The organism is Bacillus sp. hwrm1 (assembly GCF_040207805.1).
GTDB classification, from domain to species: domain Bacteria; phylum Bacillota; class Bacilli; order Bacillales; family Bacillaceae; genus Bacillus; species Bacillus velezensis.
Window position 1 is genome coordinate 1,271,391 of the sequence record NZ_CP157943.1, and the last position, 18,133, is coordinate 1,289,523.

An 18,133-nucleotide genomic window follows, 5' to 3' on the forward strand; every position below is an offset into this window, starting at 1 on the left:
TATATTTTCAGCCATTTCAGTCATGGTGTTTTTCTTTGCTATAATCTGAGCCAGATTGATAGTAAAGGTGTGGTCTGAGTGCTTTTGATTCTGTTTTTTCTAGGCTTGATTTTCGGTTCTTTTTTTTATACAGCAGCGTGCCGTATCCCGCTGCGAATCTCGGTTATTTCGCCGCGTTCAGCCTGTTCGTTTTGCCGCTTGCCGCTCTCCTGGGGGGAGCTTGTGCCCGTCGTTTCCTATATTCTGCAAAGAGGCAGATGCAGAAACTGCCGTGCGAAGCTGTCGGTTATGTATCCGGCGGCGGAATGCTGGACGGCATGTTTATTCACGGCTGCAGGCTTTCATTTCGGTTTCTCAAAAGAACTGTTAGTCGCGCTGTTATTTCTGTCTCTGCTCATGATTGTTACTATGACGGATCTGCAATATATGCTGATTCCTGACAAAGTTCTGCTGTTTTTTCTTCCGCTTTTCATCGCCGGGCGTATGTTTTCTCCGCTGGATTCATGGTATGCAGGGTTTGCCGGAGCCGTTTGCGGATTTTTTCTGCTTGTTTTTATCATGTTTGTCAGTAAAGGAGGCATCGGCGCAGGTGATGTGAAACTGTTTGGGGTGATCGGCCTGACGCTCGGCGTAAAGCTCGTGCTCATTGCATTCTTTCTTTCCGTTATGATCGGAGCCGTATACGGTATGTGCGCCGCAGCCCGGGGCAGGCTTGGTAAAAAGCAGCCATTTCCGTTTGCGCCGGCCATCTCAGCCGGGAGCGCTTTGAGTTATTTATACGGTGAAGAGCTGTTTTCGTTTTACATCAAGCTCGCTTCAGGAGGGGCTTGAAAAATTTGGCGAACGTTTTTTGGACAAGACGACAAAAGTCTTGTTCTTTTTTTTTTCGCCTATGCTAAAGTGTGAACCATGATCAGTTCAAGGTACGGCCAAGACGAATGCAAGGGGGAAGAGACGTTGAAAAAAAGGAAGAGCAAAAAGCACAGCAAAGCAAAAAACAATGCCCTTAAAGTAACCATTAACGGACAAGAAGAAACGATGTATGGACAAGAAGATGTGAAAGAAGGCGGGGAGAAAACCGTCACATTTTCAAATTGGGAGGAAACAAAAAAGGCGGAGCAGGAGACCGCTGCATCCCATGAAGATCCGAAAGAAGAAGATTTCAATTGGGATCATGAGAAGAATTCTGAGGTATTTGAAGATGACCCGAAAGTCGTTCCGCCATACCAGAAGAAAAAAAACGGCCCTCACTTTCCGAAAAAAAAGCAGCCGTCTTCTCCAGTTAAAAAAGCGGTCACGACAATTGCCGTTGCGGCTGTTTTAGGCACCGGGCTCGGCCTTGTCGCCTTAAATATGTCGGGAAGTAAAGAAGCCTCCGCTCCGGCATCAGCTGACAAAGGTTCACAAGGGCAGACGGCGAAAGCGGGAGATGTTTCTAAAGACAAATCTGAAACAGCCGGCACAGGAGATGCGGAATCTTCAGAGGGAAACTATAAAACATATGCGGTGCAGGCCGGAAAATTTTCATCAGAAAAAGGAGCGCAAACGCTTGTTGACCAGCTGACTGAAAAAGGATACTCGGCCGTCTCTCTGGCTAAAGAAGATGGATACACATACGTGATCGCCGGGCTTGCAGCGGAAAAAAGCCTATCACAGCAATTGGGTCAGACACTGATAGACCATGATTTTGAGGCTTGGGGCGGAAAAGAGCTCAGCTTTGCGGTCGATTCAGGGCTGGAAGACTCTTTTAAACAAGCATCTGAGCTCTCAGCTAAAGCGATTACCGGCAAAGATCTTTCAAAAACGGAAGTGGCTGAAGCGGCAAAAGCGGCAGACGGTGCAGACGCCGCTGACAAAAAGCAGAAAGAGGCCGTGCTTCAAGCGCTGAAAGAACTGGAAACGTCGGGTTCAGAATCCGGCTGGAAAGCCCAAAAAGAGCTTTTAAGTGTTGTAAAATAGTATCTCATTTCCCGTCATCCGGCGGGATTTTTTATTTTGTCATCAAAAAGTTATTTTTCTGAAATTGTGGTTGCCCGTTTGATTTGGTAGGATAGACAAGTATCTTTTTTTCTTAAGCAAACCCTGAAAGGATGACAATCATGACAAAACGCTTAATACTCGCATCACAATCTCCGCGAAGAAAAGAACTCCTTACTCTTCTTCAGATTCCTTACAGCATTATTGCAAGCCGCACAGAAGAAAAATTAAATCGAAACCTTTCGCCGGAAGAAAACGTCCAATGTTTGGCCGAGCAAAAAGCCGGTGCTGTATTGGCCGAAAATCCCGATGCAGTCGTTATCGGGGCTGACACGATGGTGTGCATAGACGGCGAATGCCTCGGCAAACCGCATGACAGAGAAGAAGCGGCACACATGCTGCGGAGGCTTTCCGGCCGAAGCCATCAAGTCATTACGGCGGTCAGCATTCAGACGCATGACCGGAAAGAAACGTTCTGTGACACGACGGAAGTGACGTTTTGGCCGCTCAGTGAAGACGACATACAGCTCTACATTGAAACAAAAGAACCGATGGATAAAGCAGGTGCATACGGCATCCAAGGAAAAGGCGCGCTTTTAGTGAAAAAAATAGACGGTGATTTTTATTCTGTCGTCGGGCTTCCTGTCGCTAAAACAATGAGAGCCTTGAAAGAATTTAATATAAAAGCTTGATGTTCAAACCGGGAAGGGGAACAAGGAGGGGTTGATCATCCGTGATCTGCCGTTAAAATTAAGAGATTTCCCCGAAAAAGAAAAACCGAGAGAGCGGCTTCTGCACTTCGGAGCCGAACATCTCTCTAACAATGAATTGCTCGCCATCCTGCTGCGGACGGGAACGAAACATGAGTCCGTCATGAACCTCGCTCACCGGCTGCTGCGGACGTTTGACGGGCTGCGACTGTTAAAAGGCGCCTCTGCCCAGGAGCTTTCCAGCATTCCGGGAATCGGCACGGTGAAAGCCGTTCAGATTCTTGCCGCAATTGAGCTGGGGAGCCGCATTCATAAGACATCCGCCGGGGAGCATTGCGTCATCCGCTCTCCGGAAGACGGGGCGAAGTATGTGATGGAGGATATGCGCTTTTTATCCCAGGAGCATTTTGTCTGTTTATATTTAAATACCAAAAATCAAGTCATTCATAAACGCACCGTTTTTATCGGAAGTCTGAATTCATCTATTGTCCACCCGCGGGAGGTGTTTAAAGAAGCTTTCAAACGATCCGCCGCGTCCTTCATTTGTGTTCACAATCATCCTTCAGGAGATCCTACACCGAGCAGGGAAGATATAGAGGTAACCAGGCGGCTTTTTGAGTGCGGAAATTTAATCGGCATCGAGCTGCTGGATCATTTGGTCATTGGTGACAAAAAATTTGTGAGTTTAAAGGAAAAAGGATATTTGTAACACTTTTTTTTTCGTTGATTTAAGATATAATAGATTTTATGAGTTTTTCCCTTTAGGGTATTTTTGCTTTAAGAAAGGAAGATACATACATATGTTCGGAATTGGTACAAGAGACCTTGGTATAGATTTGGGAACCGCGAATACGCTTGTGTTTGTTAAAGGAAAAGGAATCGTAGTGAGAGAGCCGTCTGTCGTTGCTCTGCAAACGGATACGAAGTCCATCGTTGCGGTCGGTAACGATGCGAAAAACATGATCGGAAGAACTCCGGGCAACGTGGTAGCGCTCCGTCCGATGAAAGACGGCGTTATCGCTGACTATGAAACAACTGCGACAATGATGAAATACTACATTAATCAGGCTGTGAAAAATAAAGGATTGTTTGCGAGAAAGCCTTACGTTATGGTGTGTGTGCCGTCAGGTATTACGGCCGTTGAAGAACGGGCGGTCATCGACGCGACAAGACAAGCGGGCGCACGTGACGCTTATCCGATTGAAGAACCGTTTGCAGCAGCAATCGGCGCGAATCTTCCGGTATGGGAGCCGACGGGCAGTATGGTCGTTGATATCGGCGGCGGAACAACTGAAGTGGCGATCATTTCTTTAGGCGGCATTGTCACGTCTCAGTCAATCCGTGTAGCCGGTGACGAAATGGACGATTCAATCATCAGCTATATCAGAAAAACATATAATCTGATGATCGGTGACCGTACGGCGGAAGCTATTAAAATGGAGATCGGTTCAGCAGAAACCGGTGAAGAAAATGCGTCAATGGAAATCCGCGGCCGCGATCTTCTGACAGGTCTGCCGAAAACGATCGAAATCACGGGAACGGAAATTGCAAATGCACTGCGTGATACAGTTCTCTCAATCGTTGACGCGGTGAAGAGCACGCTTGAAAAAACACCGCCTGAGCTGGCCGCTGATATTATGGACAGAGGTATTGTATTAACAGGGGGAGGCGCCCTGCTCCGCAATCTCGACAAAGTCATCAGCGACGAAACGAAAATGCCTGTTCTTATCGCTGAAGATCCGCTGGATTGTGTTGCGATCGGCACTGGAAAAGCACTGGAGCACATCCATCTTTTCAAAGGAAAAACAAGATAATCAGGAGTTAAATAGAAGAGGTGTATCACGATGCCGAACAAACGGTTAATGCTATTACTTCTGTGTATTATCATATTGGTGGCTATGATTGGATTCTCGCTGAAGAACGGCCGTAATACCACCTGGCCTGAAAAGCTGATCGGTGATACGACGGGAGTATTTCAAAACATTTTTCACACGCCTGCCGAATATTTTGCAGGGTTCTTCGGGGACATAAAAGACCTGAAAAACACGTACAAGGAAAACGAACGCTTAAGACAAAAGCTGGACGGACAGACACAATATGAAGCGAAGCTCCAAGAACTCAAAGATGAAAACAAGAAGCTGCGTGATGAACTCGGACATGTCAAATCAATTTCCGACTATGATCCGATTTTAGCGACCGTTATCGCCAGAAACCCTGATCAATGGTACAAGCAGATCATGATCAATAAGGGAACGAAGCAGAAAGTGGCCAAAGACATGGCTGTCACGAACGAAAAGGGTGCGCTGGTCGGGAAGATCAAAAGCAGCGGACTCAACAGTTTCACATCCGCCGTTCAGCTGCTGAGCGATGTTGACCGCAATAACAGAGTGGCCACCAAAATCTCCGGCAAAAAGGGAAGCAAAGGCTACGGTTTAATTGAAGGGTATGATAAAAAGAAACAGACTCTGAAAATGACCATCCTTGAGCCGGATGAAAAACGCGAAGTGAAAAAAGGCGACCTCGTGGAGACATCCGGAACGGGCGGCGTATTTCCTCAAGGGCTGACGGTCGGGGAAGTGACCGATGTAGAATCAGATGCTTACGGCCTGACGAAAATCGCTTACGTGAAACCGGCTGCCGACCTGTACGATCTTGACCATGTCATCGTCGTGAACCGAAGCGTAGCAACAGGGGAGGAAGGATCGTGAAACGTTTCCTTCTCCCTTTGATTATGATTTTGGTCTTTTGTGCGGAAAGCATCTATACCGATCTGGTGCGTTTTCCTTTCGTTTCCGTCGAGCAGCAGGTCGTTCCGCATTTTCTTTTGCTTGCGCTGATTTTTATGTCCGCTTATATCAACCAAAAGCATGCGGTGATCTACGGTTTGATTTTCGGATTTCTTTATGACATCAATTATACGGGTGTTTTAGGCGTTTATATGTTTGGTTTTGCCGGTTTATGCTATCTGGCGGCCAAAGCGTTTAAAGTGCTGCAGACAAACGCCCTGATGGTCATTCTGGTTGCGGTGCTGAGCGTATGTGTGCTTGAATTTTACGTCTACGGCATTCAGACGTTAATCCGCAGCGGCACAATGACGTTTAACGATTTTGTCATTCAGAGGTTCTTGCCGACCGCTTTGCTGAATATTGCGGGAGCCGTTATATTAGTCCTGCCCTTCAGGCTGTTTTATATAAGTCTGAAGAAAGAATTAAGAGATGAGTAAAAAGGATTTTATCTTTTTTTGACGAAAAGAGTATGTTGTTGAGGTGAACATTGATGAAGGCCAAAAAGCAGCAATATGTAACAATAAAAGGAACAAAAAACGGCTTAACATTGCATCTGGATGATGCGTGCTCTTTTGATGAGCTTCTCGATGGTCTTCAAAACATGCTGTCGATTGAACAATATACTGATGGCAAAGGGCAAAAAATCAGTGTTCATATTAAACTCGGGCATCGGTATCTGTATCAGGAACAGGCAGAGCAGCTGACTGATCTGATCGCGTCAAAGAAAGATTTAGTCGTGCATTCAATTGACAGTGAAGTCATCGCCAAAGAAGAAGCGCAGCGGATGAAAGAGGAGCAGGAAATTGTTTCTGTTTCCAAAATCGTCCGTTCGGGCCAGGTGCTTCACGTGACGGGAGATTTGCTTTTAATCGGAGATGTGAATCCCGGCGGTACGATCAGAGCCGGAGGAAATATATTTGTTCTCGGTTCATTAAAAGGGATTGCCCACGCGGGTTATAACGGAAATAACCGGGCTGTGATCGCCGCATCAGAAATGATGCCGACACAATTGAGGATCAATCACGTGTTAAATCGCTCCCCAGACCACATTCAAAAAGGGAACGACATGGAATGTGCTTATTTAGATACTGACGGAAATATGGTCATTGAACGCCTTCAGCAATTGGCTCATTTAAGACCTGATCTAACAAGGCTTGAGGGAGGAATGTGAAATTGGGTGAGGCTATCGTAATAACTTCGGGAAAAGGCGGAGTAGGTAAAACAACAACATCTGCAAACCTCGGTACCGCCTTAGCCATTTTAGGGAAGCGCGTCTGTTTGGTAGACACAGATATCGGACTGCGCAACCTTGATGTCGTAATGGGTCTTGAAAACAGAATTATTTACGACTTAGTAGATGTAATTGAAGGCAGATGCAAGACGCATCAGGCGCTTGTCAAAGACAAACGTTTTGATGATCTGCTTCATTTAATGCCGGCTGCCCAGACAAGCGACAAGACGGCTGTTGTCCCTGAGCAGATCAAATCGCTTGTGCAGGAGCTTAAGCAGGAATTTGATTATGTCATTATTGATTGTCCGGCCGGAATTGAACAAGGCTATAAAAATGCCGTCTCCGGAGCTGATAAGGCGATTGTTGTGACGACGCCGGAAATATCAGCGGTGCGGGACGCTGACCGCATTATCGGACTTTTGGAGCAGGAAGATATCGAACCGCCGCGCCTTATCGTGAACCGCATCAGAAATCATCTGGTGAAAAACGGTGACACGATGGATGTGGATGAAGTTGTTCATCATCTCTCTATTGATCTCCTCGGAATCGTTGCTGACGATGATGAAGTGATCAGGGCTTCAAATATCGGCGAACCGATTGCCATGAATTCCAAAAACCGCGCCAGCATTGCGTACCGCAATATCGCCCGGCGCATTTTAGGAGAATCCGTTCCTTTGCAGGTGCTTGAAGAGCAGCAAAAAGGGATGATGGCGAAAATCAAGTCATTTTTCGGCGTGCGTTCATAATATATACCAGAATACAAAGATCTGATGAAGCCCAGCTTATCAGGTCTTTTTTGTTTTTCAAGAGCGCATATTTGCAATGGACAAGACATAGGATGTACAAACCCAACGATTGCAAAGGATGATGGCGATGAGTCACAGAGCTGATGAAATTAGAAAAAGACTGGCCAAAAGAAGAAAACAGCGGCCTGAATCAAAACGGACTTTCGTTCAAAACGCCCAAACGCAGAATTTTCCCGCGTGGCAGACGGTCAAGGAGCAGGAAAAGCACAAGCTTCTACCGGACTACGAATATCAAACGGAACACCCGCCCGAATTTAACGGACGGCATCCATTGATCAGCGCTCATTCTATTATTTTAAAATGCCTGCTGGCCGCCTGTCTCGTACTGATCTCCGCTATTGCCTATAAAACTGACAAACAGCCGCTGAGTCAGATCAAACCGGCGATCGCACAAACCTTTCAAAAAGAATTTCAGTTTGCTGCCGTAAGCAATTGGTTCGTATCTTCCTTCGGAAACCCGCTCGCTTTTCTTACGCCGGGAACGAAAAAGAAGGACGGTCAGGTGGCGGTCAGTCAGGATATGGCTGTTCCTGCCGCGGGGAAAATCCAGCAGGACTTTCAAAATAACGGAGAAGGCGTCGTCGTCGAAACCGCCAGCGAAGCCATTGACAGCGTAAAAGAAGGCTACATTATGGAAGTGAGCAAAGATAAAAAAACAGGACTGACGGTGAAGGTGCAGCACGCCGACAATACCAGCAGCATTTACGGCCGGCTAAAAGATGTTAATGTTTCATTGTACGACTTTGTCGATAAAGGGAAAAAGATCGGTTCGATCAAGCTCAACGATAAAAGTAAAGGCCAGTACTATTTCGCGATCCAGGATGGCGATAAATTCATAGATCCGATCCAGGTGATCACATTTGATGAATAAATGGCTCATCCTCCTTTTTAAAATTCATGTCCATCCTTTTCTTTGGATTATCATGGGGCTTGGTCTTATGACGGGGCACATCAAAGCGCTGCTGTGTCTTTTGCTGGTCGTATCCGTTCATGAGCTGGGGCATGCTGCTCTGGCTGTGTTTTTTTCGTGGCGCATTAAACGCATCTTTCTGCTCCCTTTCGGCGGGACGGTTGAGGTGGAGGAGCACGGAAACCGGCCGCTTAAAGAGGAATTCGCGGTCATTCTGGCGGGCCCGCTTCAGCATGTGTGGCTTCAGGCGGCAGCCTGGCTCTTTTTCATGTCAGGCTTGGCAAGTGAGCAGACATTTGAGATGTTTACCTTTTATAATCTCTCCATTCTTTTCATCAATCTTTTGCCGATCTGGCCGCTTGACGGCGGAAAGTTCGTGTTTTTATACTTCTCTAAACAAATGGCTTTTCAAAAAGCGCATCTCCTCAGCCTGCAGACATCAGCCGTTTCCGCGCTTTTGCTCTGCTGCTGGATTGTGCTGGCCGTCCCCCTTCAGGTCAGCGCATGGGTGCTGTTCGTCTTTCTCGCCGCTTCTTTATGGGACGAATACCGGAAGCGGCATTATATTCAGCTGAGGTTTCTTTTGGAGAGATACTACGGCAAAAACCGCGATGTCGCCATGCTGCATCCTTTGACGGTCGCGGCCGATGCCAAAGTAAAGCATGTCATGGCCGAATTCAAACGGGGATGCAAGCACCCCATTATCGTTGAAAAAGCCGGCGAAAAGCTCAGCCAGCTCGATGAAAATGAAGTGCTTCATGCGTATTTTGCCGATAAACGGACAGATTCCTCTATGGAAGACCTGCTGCTGCCTTACTAGAAATAGATTGACATATCCTTTTGGTTCTGATATATTTTTTAATGTTATGGATGTAGCACCAATGCTACAACCGCTCGGGACAGGTGATAAGAGCTTTAAAGCCCCCTGTTGCTGGCGAGTCTTAGTCTAATAGGAGGTGCAGAGAATGTACGCAATCATTAAAACAGGCGGAAAACAAATCAAAGTTGAAGAAGGTCAAACTGTTTACATCGAAAAACTTGCTGCTGAAGCAGGTGAAACAGTGACGTTTGAAGACGTATTGTTTGTTGGCGGAGACAGCGTGAAAGTCGGCAACCCAACAGTTGCAGGCGCGACAGTTACAGCTAAAGTTGAAAAACAAGGCCGTGCGAAAAAAATCACTGTTTTCCGTTACAAGCCAAAGAAAAATGTTCATAAAAAACAAGGTCATCGTCAGCCTTATACTAAATTGACAATCGAAAAAATCAACGCGTAAGCATGATTGAGGCAACAATTCGAAGATCCCGGAATGACGGGGGCATATTGTCCTTTGAAATGACGGGACATGCCGATTTTGCTGAACATGGACGAGATCTCGTATGCGCCGGGGTCACGGCTGTCGTTTTCGGAGCGGTCAATGCGGTTATCGCGCTGGCTCCTCTCGAACCGATTCTTGATATAGGCGAGGACGGGGGTTATTTCTACTTTGAATTCCCTGAAGCCGCTGATCAGGAAGCTTTGCAAAAAGCGCAGCTGCTGATTGAAGGCATGATTGTTTCTCTTGAAACGATCGAGCGGGATTACAGTGAACACTTACGGTTGACTGCAAACCAAATATAGGAGGTGAGTTACATGCTTAGATTAGATCTTCAGTTTTTCGCTTCTAAAAAAGGTGTAGGTTCTACAAAGAACGGACGTGACTCTGAATCTAAACGTTTAGGCGCTAAACGTGCAGACGGTCAATTCGTAACAGGCGGATCTATCCTTTACCGTCAACGCGGAACGAAAATCTACCCAGGTGAAAACGTGGGCCGCGGAGGAGATGACACTCTTTTTGCTAAAATCGACGGAACTGTTAAATTCGAACGTTTCGGCCGTGACCGCAAAAAAGTGAGCGTATATCCTGTAGCTCAATAATGACACAAAAAACTCCGGTCGTTGACTGGAGTTTTTTTTGCAGTAAGCGGAGTAACATCAAGAATGAAAAGCAGAGGATGCGTGAGTGAACCCCGCCTTGAATGAGGACATCAGCTTCCCATACCCACTGGATATGTTCCCCAAGCAGTGATACCAAAAATGTTTCTGCCTGGCATCCGCATTGTATGCGATCCGAAAAAGGAACATGATGAACCAGGAAAAACAAGTGTTTTTTTAACAAAGCCTTCTCTGTTATAATTCATAGTACACACTTATCAAGACTCCTAAAAAGAAATTAAACGATTGGGAGTGCGAAAATGAAGGATGTATCGAAGAAACAAGAAGAACCTGTAAGCGATGCGGCTCTGATCAATGAGCTGATCCAATTAATGGGCCATTTCCGTCATGATTGGATGAATAAGCTGCAGCTGATAAAAGGAAACTTAAGTTTGCAGAAGTATGACAGGGTCGTTGAAATTATTGACGAAATGGTCATAGATGCAAAGCACGAATCAAAGCTCTCAAACCTGAAAACCCCGCACTTGGCGTTTGACTTTCTTACATTTAATTGGAAGTCCCGTTATATGAGGCTCGAATACGAAGTGCTCGGAGAAATTAAAGATTTATCGGCATATGATCAAAAGCTGTCGAACCTGATGAGAAAACTGTTTCATCTGTTCGGTCTGGCGGTAAACAATGAAAGTGAAAATCATCTGACCGTATCGCTGCAGACGGATCACCCTGACAGACAGCTTATTGTATATCTCGATTTTCATGGAACGATTGCAAATGCAGATGTGTTTGATGAATTTCGCAAATCCCGGCATGAGGACTTTGATGTCATGCAATTTGAGCTGACCGGCCATGAATGTGTGGCCGAAATTGGAATGAACTAGCGGTTTTTTACGGTTTAGAACGGAGGATATTATGTTTGTAGATCAGGTGAAAGTATATGTAAAAGGCGGCGACGGCGGTAACGGAATGGTTGCGTTCCGCCGTGAAAAATATGTGCCGAAAGGCGGGCCTGCCGGCGGTGACGGAGGTAATGGAGGCGACGTCGTTTTTGAGGTTGATGAAGGACTGCGCACGCTCATGGACTTCCGGTACCAGCGGCATTTCAAAGCGATACGCGGCGAGCACGGCATGTCTAAAAACCAGCACGGCAGAAATGCGGACGATATGGTTGTTAAAGTTCCGCCCGGCACAGTCGTAACGGATGACGATACAAAACAGGTCATTGCCGATCTGACAGAGCACGGGCAGCGCGCCGTCATCGCAAAAGGCGGACGCGGCGGACGCGGAAATACCCGCTTTGCGACACCGGCCAACCCGGCACCGCAGCTGTCAGAGCACGGAGAGCCCGGAAAAGAGCGCTATATCGTGCTTGAACTGAAAGTGCTTGCAGACGTAGGCCTCGTCGGCTTCCCGAGCGTCGGAAAATCTACGCTTCTGTCTGTCGTTTCATCGGCAAAGCCGAAAATCGCCGATTATCATTTTACAACGCTTGTTCCGAATCTGGGCATGGTGGAAACGGATGACGGAAGAAGCTTCGTCATGGCGGATCTGCCCGGTTTGATTGAAGGAGCGCATGAAGGAGTCGGCTTAGGCCACCAATTTCTCCGCCATATCGAACGGACGCGCGTCATCGTTCACGTCATTGACATGTCAGCGATGGAAGGCCGTGATCCGTATGAGGATTATGTCACCATTAATCAGGAGCTCAGTGAATATAATCTGCGGCTGACGGAGCGTCCGCAAATTATCGTTGCGAATAAAATGGACATGCCCGAAGCGGCTGAAAATCTTAAAGCGTTTAAAGAAAAGCTTCAGGATGATCACCCTGTCTTTCCGATCAGCGCTGTGACGAGAGAAGGGCTCCGCGATCTTCTGTTTGAAGTCGCCAACCAGCTGGAAACAACGCCTGAATTCCCGCTGTATGATGAAGAAGAACTGGCGGAAAACCGCGTAATGTACACGATGGAAGACGAAGAAATTCCATTTAACATTACCCGTGATCCGGACGGCGCGTTTGTGCTTTCAGGTGACAGCCTGGAACGTCTCTTTAAAATGACTGATTTCTCCCGTGACGAATCCGTCAAGCGTTTTGCAAGACAGATGCGCGGTATGGGCGTTGATGAAGCGCTCAGAGAACGCGGTGCTAAAGACGGCGATATCATCCGGCTTCTGGAATTTGAATTTGAATTTATTGATTAAAAAAACGGAGAGCTTGCAATGCAGGCTCTCTGATGTAAAAGGGAGGGGTGCAGGTGAAAGAAGAGACATTTTATTTAGTGCGTGAAGACGTTCTGCCTGATGCGATGCGGAAAACCCTTGAAGTCAAAAAGCTGCTCGACAGAAAAAAGGCTGAATCGGTTGCAGATGCCGTGCAGAAAGTCGATTTAAGCAGAAGCGCTTTTTACAAATACCGAGACGCGGTTTTCCCTTTTTACACGATGGTTAAAGAACAAATAATCACACTTTTCTTTCATTTGGAGGATCGGTCAGGCGCGTTATCCCAGCTTTTGCAGGCGGTGGCTGACTCAGGAAGCAACGTGCTTTCCATTCACCAGACGATTCCGCTTCAGGGCAGGGCGAATGTCACGCTCTCAATCAGTACGTCCGCAATGGAAGAAAACATTCATACGTTAATGAATAAACTGAGAAAATTTGATTTTATAGAAAAAGTTGAGATCTTAGGGTCAGGCGCGTAAGGAGAGAAGAGACATGAAAGTCGGTTATTTAGGGCCAGAAGCCACATTTACACATCTAGCAGTCAGTTCCTGCTTTCAAAACAGCGTGACACAAGCACCTTATCAAACAATACCGGCATGCATGGATGCGGCGGTTGCGGGAGAAGTTGATCTTGCATTTGTTCCTTTGGAAAACGCGCTGGAAGGCTCGGTTAACTTAACGATTGACTATTTGATTCATGAGCAGCCTCTTGCGATCGTGGGGGAAATGACGCTGCCGATTCACCAGCATCTGCTCGTTCACCCTTCGAGAGAAAATGAGTGGAAAAAGCTTGAGAAAATTTATTCTCATTCCCATGCGATTGCGCAATGCCACAAATTTCTTCACCGGCATTTTTCGTCCGTTCCTTATGAGTATGCGAAGTCAACAGGTGCGGCTGCCAAGTATGTCAGTGAGCATTCGGACCTTCCGATCGGCGTGATTGCAAATGAAATGGCCGCCGCTACATACGGATTGAGCATCGTGAAGCGGGATATTCAGGATTATCAGGACAACCACACGAGATTTGTCATTCTTTCGCCTGAAAAAGACGTCTCATTCGAAGTGAATGCGAAACTGTCTTCACGGCCGAAAACGACGATGATGGTAACGCTTCCCCAAGATGACCAATCAGGTGCGCTGCACAGGGTGCTGTCGGCTTTTTCATGGAGAAACCTGAATTTATCAAAGATCGAATCGCGCCCGACAAAAACGGGTCTCGGCAACTATTTCTTTATTATTGATATTGAACAGGCGATGGATCAGGTTCTCATTCCCGGTGCCGTTCAAGAGATGGAAGCCCTCGGCTGCCGGGTCAAGCTTCTGGGAACATATCAATCCTATTCGATATAAAAAAAGCCCTTCAGGGGGCTTTTTTTAATCTTTTATTAAAATACCCGCGTCGTCCAGCGCTTGGCAGGCTTGGTCAATCCGCTCTTTTGTCGGGGCGCTTAACGTATGGAGGTGCACGCCTCCGGTTAGCTGTGAAAGGTAAGCGGCATTTGTCGAGTTAATGTGATCCATGAATTGTTTGACTTCTTTCCGTGTACTGACTCTTATGGCGGCGGTTAAATCGCCGTATACGGGGTGTTCAATTATGACGTCCTTTATTGTGACGCCTTCATCGACAATGAGTGCAAGCTCTTCTTCCGTCCGCTCCGGGCCGTGCAGACAGGCGACAATCCGTTCGGCATTTTTTTCGCCGCCGGCATTCATGCTGATGTATAAGTAGCCTTGGCTCGTCGCGATAATCGGCTCGTTTTTTGCTTTCAAAAGCGATATGTCCTGCACGATCACCTGTCTTGAGACATTTGCTTTTTTGGCCAATTCGCCTCCTGTTAATGGCGAGCCGGCTTCTTTCAGCCAATGAAGCAGCATGTCGCGTCTTTTCTCCCCAGTAAGCTTCGTTCCTTCTGTCAAATTGCTGATTCTCCTTTCTTTTGCTCCCATAGCGCCGTAAATGTATGTATCAGCATATCGAGCTGTTCACATGTTGTTTCGTTTCCGAATGAGATCCGGAAAAACTGCCGCGCTTCCCGTTCGGTTTTTCCCAGCGCCTTCATAGCTGAAGAAGGGCCGTGGCTGCCGGCGGAACATGCGCTCCCGGTTGAGATGCAAATATCGTTACGATTACATTCTAACATAATATATTGTCCTTCAACGGAGTGAAAAAAACACCCGACAATGTGAGGCAGGCATTCACCGCCGGTTTCTTCCTCTGAAAATGAAATGGGGAGGCCTTGACGCCGAATTTGGTCATACAAATAATTCCTCAGCCTGTCAGCATGCTCACGGTGTTCCTCCATATGTTTCACTGCATACTCCGCAGCAGCGGTAAAAGCGCCGATGGCCGGCACATTCACCGTACCGGGCCTGAACCCGTTTTCATGCACGGTATGCGGATAAACCGGGTTCCAGCTGACACCGGGCCGAATGTAAACAGCCCCGGTGCCTTTCGGGCCGTATACTTTATGACCGGAGATGGAAAGGGCGTCGATTCCCGCCTGATCCGCATCAATCGGCAGTTTGCCGAAACTTTGAACACAATCGCAATGCAGCAAAATGTTTCTCTGGTGAAGAAAAGCGGCCAGACGATTCACAGGCTGGATGAGACCGGTTTCTGAATTGGCGTGCTGTATGGAAACGAGCCCCGTGTCAGGACGGACATGAGCCGCCAGTATGTCCTCGGTTATAAGGCCGTTTTCGTCGGGATATATGATGGTGACATCAATTCCACGGTCAGCTAAAAACGCAGCGGCATTATGGATCGAATGGTGTTCCATTGCGGTCGTAATAAAATGTTTTTTGTGATCGGGCAGGCCGTGCAGCAATGATTGGACGGCCAGGATGTTCGCTTCCGTTCCGCCGCTTGTAAAGTAAATGCCGTCTGCCGCTCCGCCGATCAATTTTCCTGCAGAATGTCTGCAATATTCCAGCACGTCCGCCGCTCTTCCTCCGGCGTCATGAAGGCTGCTTGCATTGCCGTATACCTCTGTGCTGAGATGCTGAAAGACTTTCGCGGCTTCTTTGCTTAAAGGCGCTCCCGCCGCGTAATCAAGATAAATCATACAGCCCGTCTCCTATCCGTTTATGTTAAAAAAAGCTTGAGTTTATTTTATCGTTGTGTAAATATAGGTGTCAAGACAGGTGTAAACGTAACGGGAGGTTGATGTATGTCTGAAAAAACAATTATCGTCATTGGTTCGGGGACGGCGGCCCTTGCCTGTGCTTCCTCATTTCCTCCGTCATACCAAGTGACCGTCATCACAAAAAGAAACGTAACGAACAGCAATTCGCATTATGCTCAAGGCGGGATTGCTGTTTCATACGCAAAAGATGACTCGATAGAATCCCATGTGAACGATACACTGTATGCGGGATGCGGACACAATGACGTGACAGCCGTGCGGCATTTGCTGCAAAGCGGACAGAGCATGATAAACAGGCTGATAGAAGGCCATTTCCCTTTTGATACGAAGTCGGACGGAACGTTTTGTCTCGGCAGGGAAGGCGCTCATTCCAAAAGGAGAATTCTGCACGCCGGGGGAGATGCGACCGGACGGATGTTGGTTGAGTTTCTGGTTCAGCAGGTGAGGGACGGCATACGGATCATTGAACACGAGACGGTTGTTGATCTGCTGATTGAACACGGACGATGCGCAGGTGTTGCCGTAAAGGATGCTTCAGGCGCCGTTTCTTACAGAAGAGCGGATTGTGTAGTGCTTGCATCAGGCGGCTGCGGCAGTCTGTACCAATATCACACAAATGATTCCGCCATAACGGGAGACGGCATCGCTCTTGCCTTCCGCGCGGGAGCTGAGATCACGGATATGGAGTTCACCCAGTTCCACCCGACCCTCCTTGTGAAAAACGGGACTGTGTACGGCCTGATTTCTGAAGCAGTGAGAGGAGAAGGCGGATATTTAGCGGATCGCTTCGGGCGCAGGATCATGGCTGGCAGACACGCGCTTGAAGATTTGGCGCCCCGGGATGTGGTTTCACGGGCGATTTATGAAGAAATGATGAAAGAAAATCCTGTTTTTATAAATTGCAGCCGAATAGCCGATTTTAAGAAACGTTTTCCGACCATAACAGAAATTTGTCAAACAGCCGGTGTTGATCTTGAAAGCGGGGTTCCTGTAGCACCCGGAATGCATTTTTTAATGGGCGGAGTAAAAGCCGATACCTGGGGGAAAACGTCCGTGCCTGATTTGTACGCCATAGGCGAGACCGCCTGCACAGGATTGCACGGGGCGAACCGCCTTGCGAGCAACTCACTGCTGGAAGCGCTGGCAAGCGGGCAACGATGTGCTGAACATATCATTCAAACACCGTTAAACGGAAGATATAAAAAAACCCCGAAGAAATCTGACGTCATCTTACAAGTGCCGGACACAACGCTTCATGTGCTCCAAGCCAAAATGACAACCGGAGCGGGCATTGTCAGGGAAAAAGAAAACATGCAGGCGCTGGCATCCTGGCTTAACAACGTATCTGTGCGTCATATAAATGTGAAGGAAATCACAATAGAACAAGCCGAGCTATCCTGCCTATGGAAGGCTGCGCAACTTGTTGTGACCTCAGCCCTTATTCGGGAAGAAAGCAGGGGGGCTCATTTTCGCGCTGATTTTCCCGGGACGGAGAAAAAGTGGCACGGAAAACAAATCATTCATTCAACATCTGGAACAGCTATCAGAAAAAACGAAAGGATTGGGGAACTATGGACATTCTGCAGCTGAAACAAATGCTGACTCATTTTTTTCAGGAAGATATCGGAACGGGTGATGCGACGTCACAAGCGATTTTTTCTGATCAGCAATGTAAAGCGCGAATCATCGCAAAAACAGACGGCATGTTTGCCGGAGAAGCCGTTATCCGTGAAGGATGGAAGCTTTTACACGATGATATCCGCATCCGCTCCCTGAAAAAAGACGGAGAACGGATGAAAAAAGGAGACGTGCTCGCTGAAATAGAAGGCCAGGCGGCGGCACTTCTTACGGGGGAGCGGGTCATTCTGAATCTCATACAAAGAATGTCAGGCATTGCGACAATGACGGATGAGGCCAAAAGGCGTCTTGATGATCCGACTATCAAGCTTTGTGATACGAGAAAAACGACACCCGGGCTCAGAATGCTGGAAAAATACGCCGTTCGGGTCGGAGGCGGCTTTAATCATCGCTTCGGCTTATATGACGGCATCATGATAAAAGATAATCATATTGCCGCCTGCGGATCGATAAGGGCGGCCATGGAGCGGGCAAGAAAAACGGCGGGGCAGATGCTTGCGGTGGAAGTCGAAATCGAATCCGAACAGCAGCTGCTCGAGGCAATAGAAGCGGGTGCAGACGTTATTATGTTTGACAACTGTCCGCCTGAGTCCGTCCGGCGTTTTGCAGGTATGACACCGGGCCATATCAAAACGGAAGCATCCGGAGGCATAACGCTCGACACATTGCCCGCTTATAAAGGAACGGGGGTCCAATATATTTCACTCGGATTTCTGACTCATTCAGTAAAAAGCGCCGACATCAGCATGGATGTTGAGGCTGCGGAACAGGGGGATTTTTAA

22 protein-coding genes and 1 other annotated feature are annotated in these 18,133 nt (G+C 47.5%); of the genes, 20 read left to right on the forward strand and 2 right to left on the reverse strand.

Translation table 11 applies throughout. The features are described 5' to 3' along the window. The first annotated feature begins 78 nt into the window (after positions 1 to 78). From ABK447_RS06560 to pheA, 18 genes are all read left to right on the forward strand, one after another. On the forward strand, positions 79 to 831 hold the full coding sequence (locus ABK447_RS06560) for an A24 family peptidase (protein WP_033574185.1): 753 nt from the start codon (positions 79 to 81) through the stop codon (positions 829 to 831). A 126-nt stretch (positions 832 to 957) separates the two neighbouring features. After that, a complete protein-coding gene (locus ABK447_RS06565) occupies positions 958 to 1,959 on the forward strand; it encodes an SPOR domain-containing protein (protein ID WP_012118106.1) in 1,002 nt (333 codons plus the stop codon). Positions 1,960 to 2,099: 140 nt separating this feature from the next. Continuing rightward, entirely contained in the window at positions 2,100 to 2,669 is a 570-nt protein-coding gene (locus ABK447_RS06570) for a nucleoside triphosphate pyrophosphatase (RefSeq protein WP_007408164.1), read from the forward strand. Between the two features lie 31 nt (positions 2,670 to 2,700). Continuing rightward, entirely contained in the window at positions 2,701 to 3,396 is a 696-nt protein-coding gene (gene radC, locus ABK447_RS06575) for a DNA repair protein RadC (RefSeq protein ID WP_007408165.1), read from the forward strand. A gap of 91 nt (positions 3,397 to 3,487) precedes the next feature. After that, entirely contained in the window at positions 3,488 to 4,501 is a 1,014-nt protein-coding gene (mreB, locus tag ABK447_RS06580; protein WP_003152647.1) for a cell shape-determining protein MreB, read from the forward strand. Positions 4,502 to 4,531: 30 nt separating this feature from the next. Then, positions 4,532 to 5,395 carry a rod shape-determining protein MreC gene (gene mreC, locus ABK447_RS06585; protein ID WP_007408166.1) on the forward strand — a complete coding sequence of 288 codons (864 nt, stop codon included), beginning with the start codon at positions 4,532 to 4,534 and terminating at the stop codon, positions 5,393 to 5,395. After that, positions 5,392 to 5,910 (forward strand): rod shape-determining protein MreD, encoded by a 519-nt coding sequence (gene mreD, locus ABK447_RS06590; RefSeq protein ID WP_007408167.1) that lies wholly within the window; start codon positions 5,392 to 5,394, stop codon positions 5,908 to 5,910. Before mreC ends, mreD begins: the two co-directional genes overlap by 4 nt. A gap of 53 nt (positions 5,911 to 5,963) precedes the next feature. Then, positions 5,964 to 6,644 (forward strand): septum site-determining protein MinC, encoded by a 681-nt coding sequence (gene minC / locus ABK447_RS06595; protein WP_031378910.1) that lies wholly within the window; start codon positions 5,964 to 5,966, stop codon positions 6,642 to 6,644. A 2-nt stretch (positions 6,645 to 6,646) separates the two neighbouring features. Beyond that, a complete protein-coding gene (gene minD, locus ABK447_RS06600) occupies positions 6,647 to 7,450 on the forward strand; it encodes a septum site-determining protein MinD (protein ID WP_003152655.1) in 804 nt (267 codons plus the stop codon). A 127-nt stretch (positions 7,451 to 7,577) separates the two neighbouring features. Further along, positions 7,578 to 8,381 (forward strand): M23 family metallopeptidase, encoded by an 804-nt coding sequence (locus ABK447_RS06605; protein WP_007408168.1) that lies wholly within the window; start codon positions 7,578 to 7,580, stop codon positions 8,379 to 8,381. After that, positions 8,374 to 9,240, forward strand: coding sequence for a M50 family metallopeptidase (locus ABK447_RS06610; protein ID WP_015417924.1), 867 nt, complete (start codon positions 8,374 to 8,376; stop codon positions 9,238 to 9,240). The genes ABK447_RS06605 and ABK447_RS06610 overlap by 8 nt, the downstream gene beginning before the upstream one ends. A gap of 58 nt (positions 9,241 to 9,298) precedes the next feature. Next, positions 9,299 to 9,372, forward strand: a sequence feature (ribosomal protein L21 leader region). 13 nt (positions 9,373 to 9,385) lie between these two features. Continuing rightward, positions 9,386 to 9,694, forward strand: coding sequence for a 50S ribosomal protein L21 (gene rplU / locus ABK447_RS06615; RefSeq protein WP_003152660.1), 309 nt, complete (start codon positions 9,386 to 9,388; stop codon positions 9,692 to 9,694). A gap of 2 nt (positions 9,695 to 9,696) precedes the next feature. Further along, complete coding sequence (locus ABK447_RS06620; protein WP_012118103.1) at positions 9,697 to 10,038, forward strand: ribosomal-processing cysteine protease Prp; 342 nt, start codon at positions 9,697 to 9,699, stop codon at positions 10,036 to 10,038. Positions 10,039 to 10,050: 12 nt separating this feature from the next. Beyond that, the gene (gene rpmA / locus ABK447_RS06625) at positions 10,051 to 10,335 is read left to right on the forward strand and encodes a 50S ribosomal protein L27 (RefSeq protein ID WP_003152662.1); all 285 of its coding nucleotides are present in this window, start codon (positions 10,051 to 10,053) and stop codon (positions 10,333 to 10,335) included. Between the two features lie 317 nt (positions 10,336 to 10,652). Further along, the gene (locus ABK447_RS06630) at positions 10,653 to 11,231 is read left to right on the forward strand and encodes a sporulation initiation phosphotransferase B (protein ID WP_007408171.1); all 579 of its coding nucleotides are present in this window, start codon (positions 10,653 to 10,655) and stop codon (positions 11,229 to 11,231) included. Positions 11,232 to 11,262: 31 nt separating this feature from the next. After that, on the forward strand, positions 11,263 to 12,549 hold the full coding sequence (gene obgE / locus ABK447_RS06635; protein WP_007408172.1) for a GTPase ObgE: 1,287 nt from the start codon (positions 11,263 to 11,265) through the stop codon (positions 12,547 to 12,549). A gap of 53 nt (positions 12,550 to 12,602) precedes the next feature. Continuing rightward, positions 12,603 to 13,046, forward strand: a complete 444-nt coding sequence (gene thrR / locus ABK447_RS06640; protein ID WP_007408173.1) for a transcriptional regulator ThrR — start codon at positions 12,603 to 12,605, stop codon at positions 13,044 to 13,046. Between the two features lie 13 nt (positions 13,047 to 13,059). Beyond that, on the forward strand, positions 13,060 to 13,917 hold the full coding sequence (gene pheA / locus ABK447_RS06645) for a prephenate dehydratase (RefSeq protein WP_003152668.1): 858 nt from the start codon (positions 13,060 to 13,062) through the stop codon (positions 13,915 to 13,917). 24 nt (positions 13,918 to 13,941) lie between these two features. Here pheA and ABK447_RS06650 read toward each other — a convergent pair whose 3' ends face one another. Beyond that, the gene (locus ABK447_RS06650) at positions 13,942 to 14,484 is read right to left on the reverse strand and encodes a transcription repressor NadR (protein WP_012118101.1); all 543 of its coding nucleotides are present in this window, start codon (positions 14,482 to 14,484) and stop codon (positions 13,942 to 13,944) included. After that, complete coding sequence (locus tag ABK447_RS06655; RefSeq protein WP_077392145.1) at positions 14,481 to 15,632, reverse strand: IscS subfamily cysteine desulfurase; 1,152 nt, start codon at positions 15,630 to 15,632, stop codon at positions 14,481 to 14,483. The genes ABK447_RS06650 and ABK447_RS06655 overlap by 4 nt, the downstream gene beginning before the upstream one ends. A 105-nt stretch (positions 15,633 to 15,737) precedes the next feature. Here ABK447_RS06655 and nadB point away from each other — a divergent pair, with 105 nt between their 5' ends. Next, entirely contained in the window at positions 15,738 to 17,303 is a 1,566-nt protein-coding gene (gene nadB, locus ABK447_RS06660; RefSeq protein ID WP_221663826.1) for an L-aspartate oxidase, read from the forward strand. Next, entirely contained in the window at positions 17,285 to 18,133 is an 849-nt protein-coding gene (gene nadC, locus ABK447_RS06665; protein ID WP_033574179.1) for a carboxylating nicotinate-nucleotide diphosphorylase, read from the forward strand. The genes nadB and nadC overlap by 19 nt, the downstream gene beginning before the upstream one ends.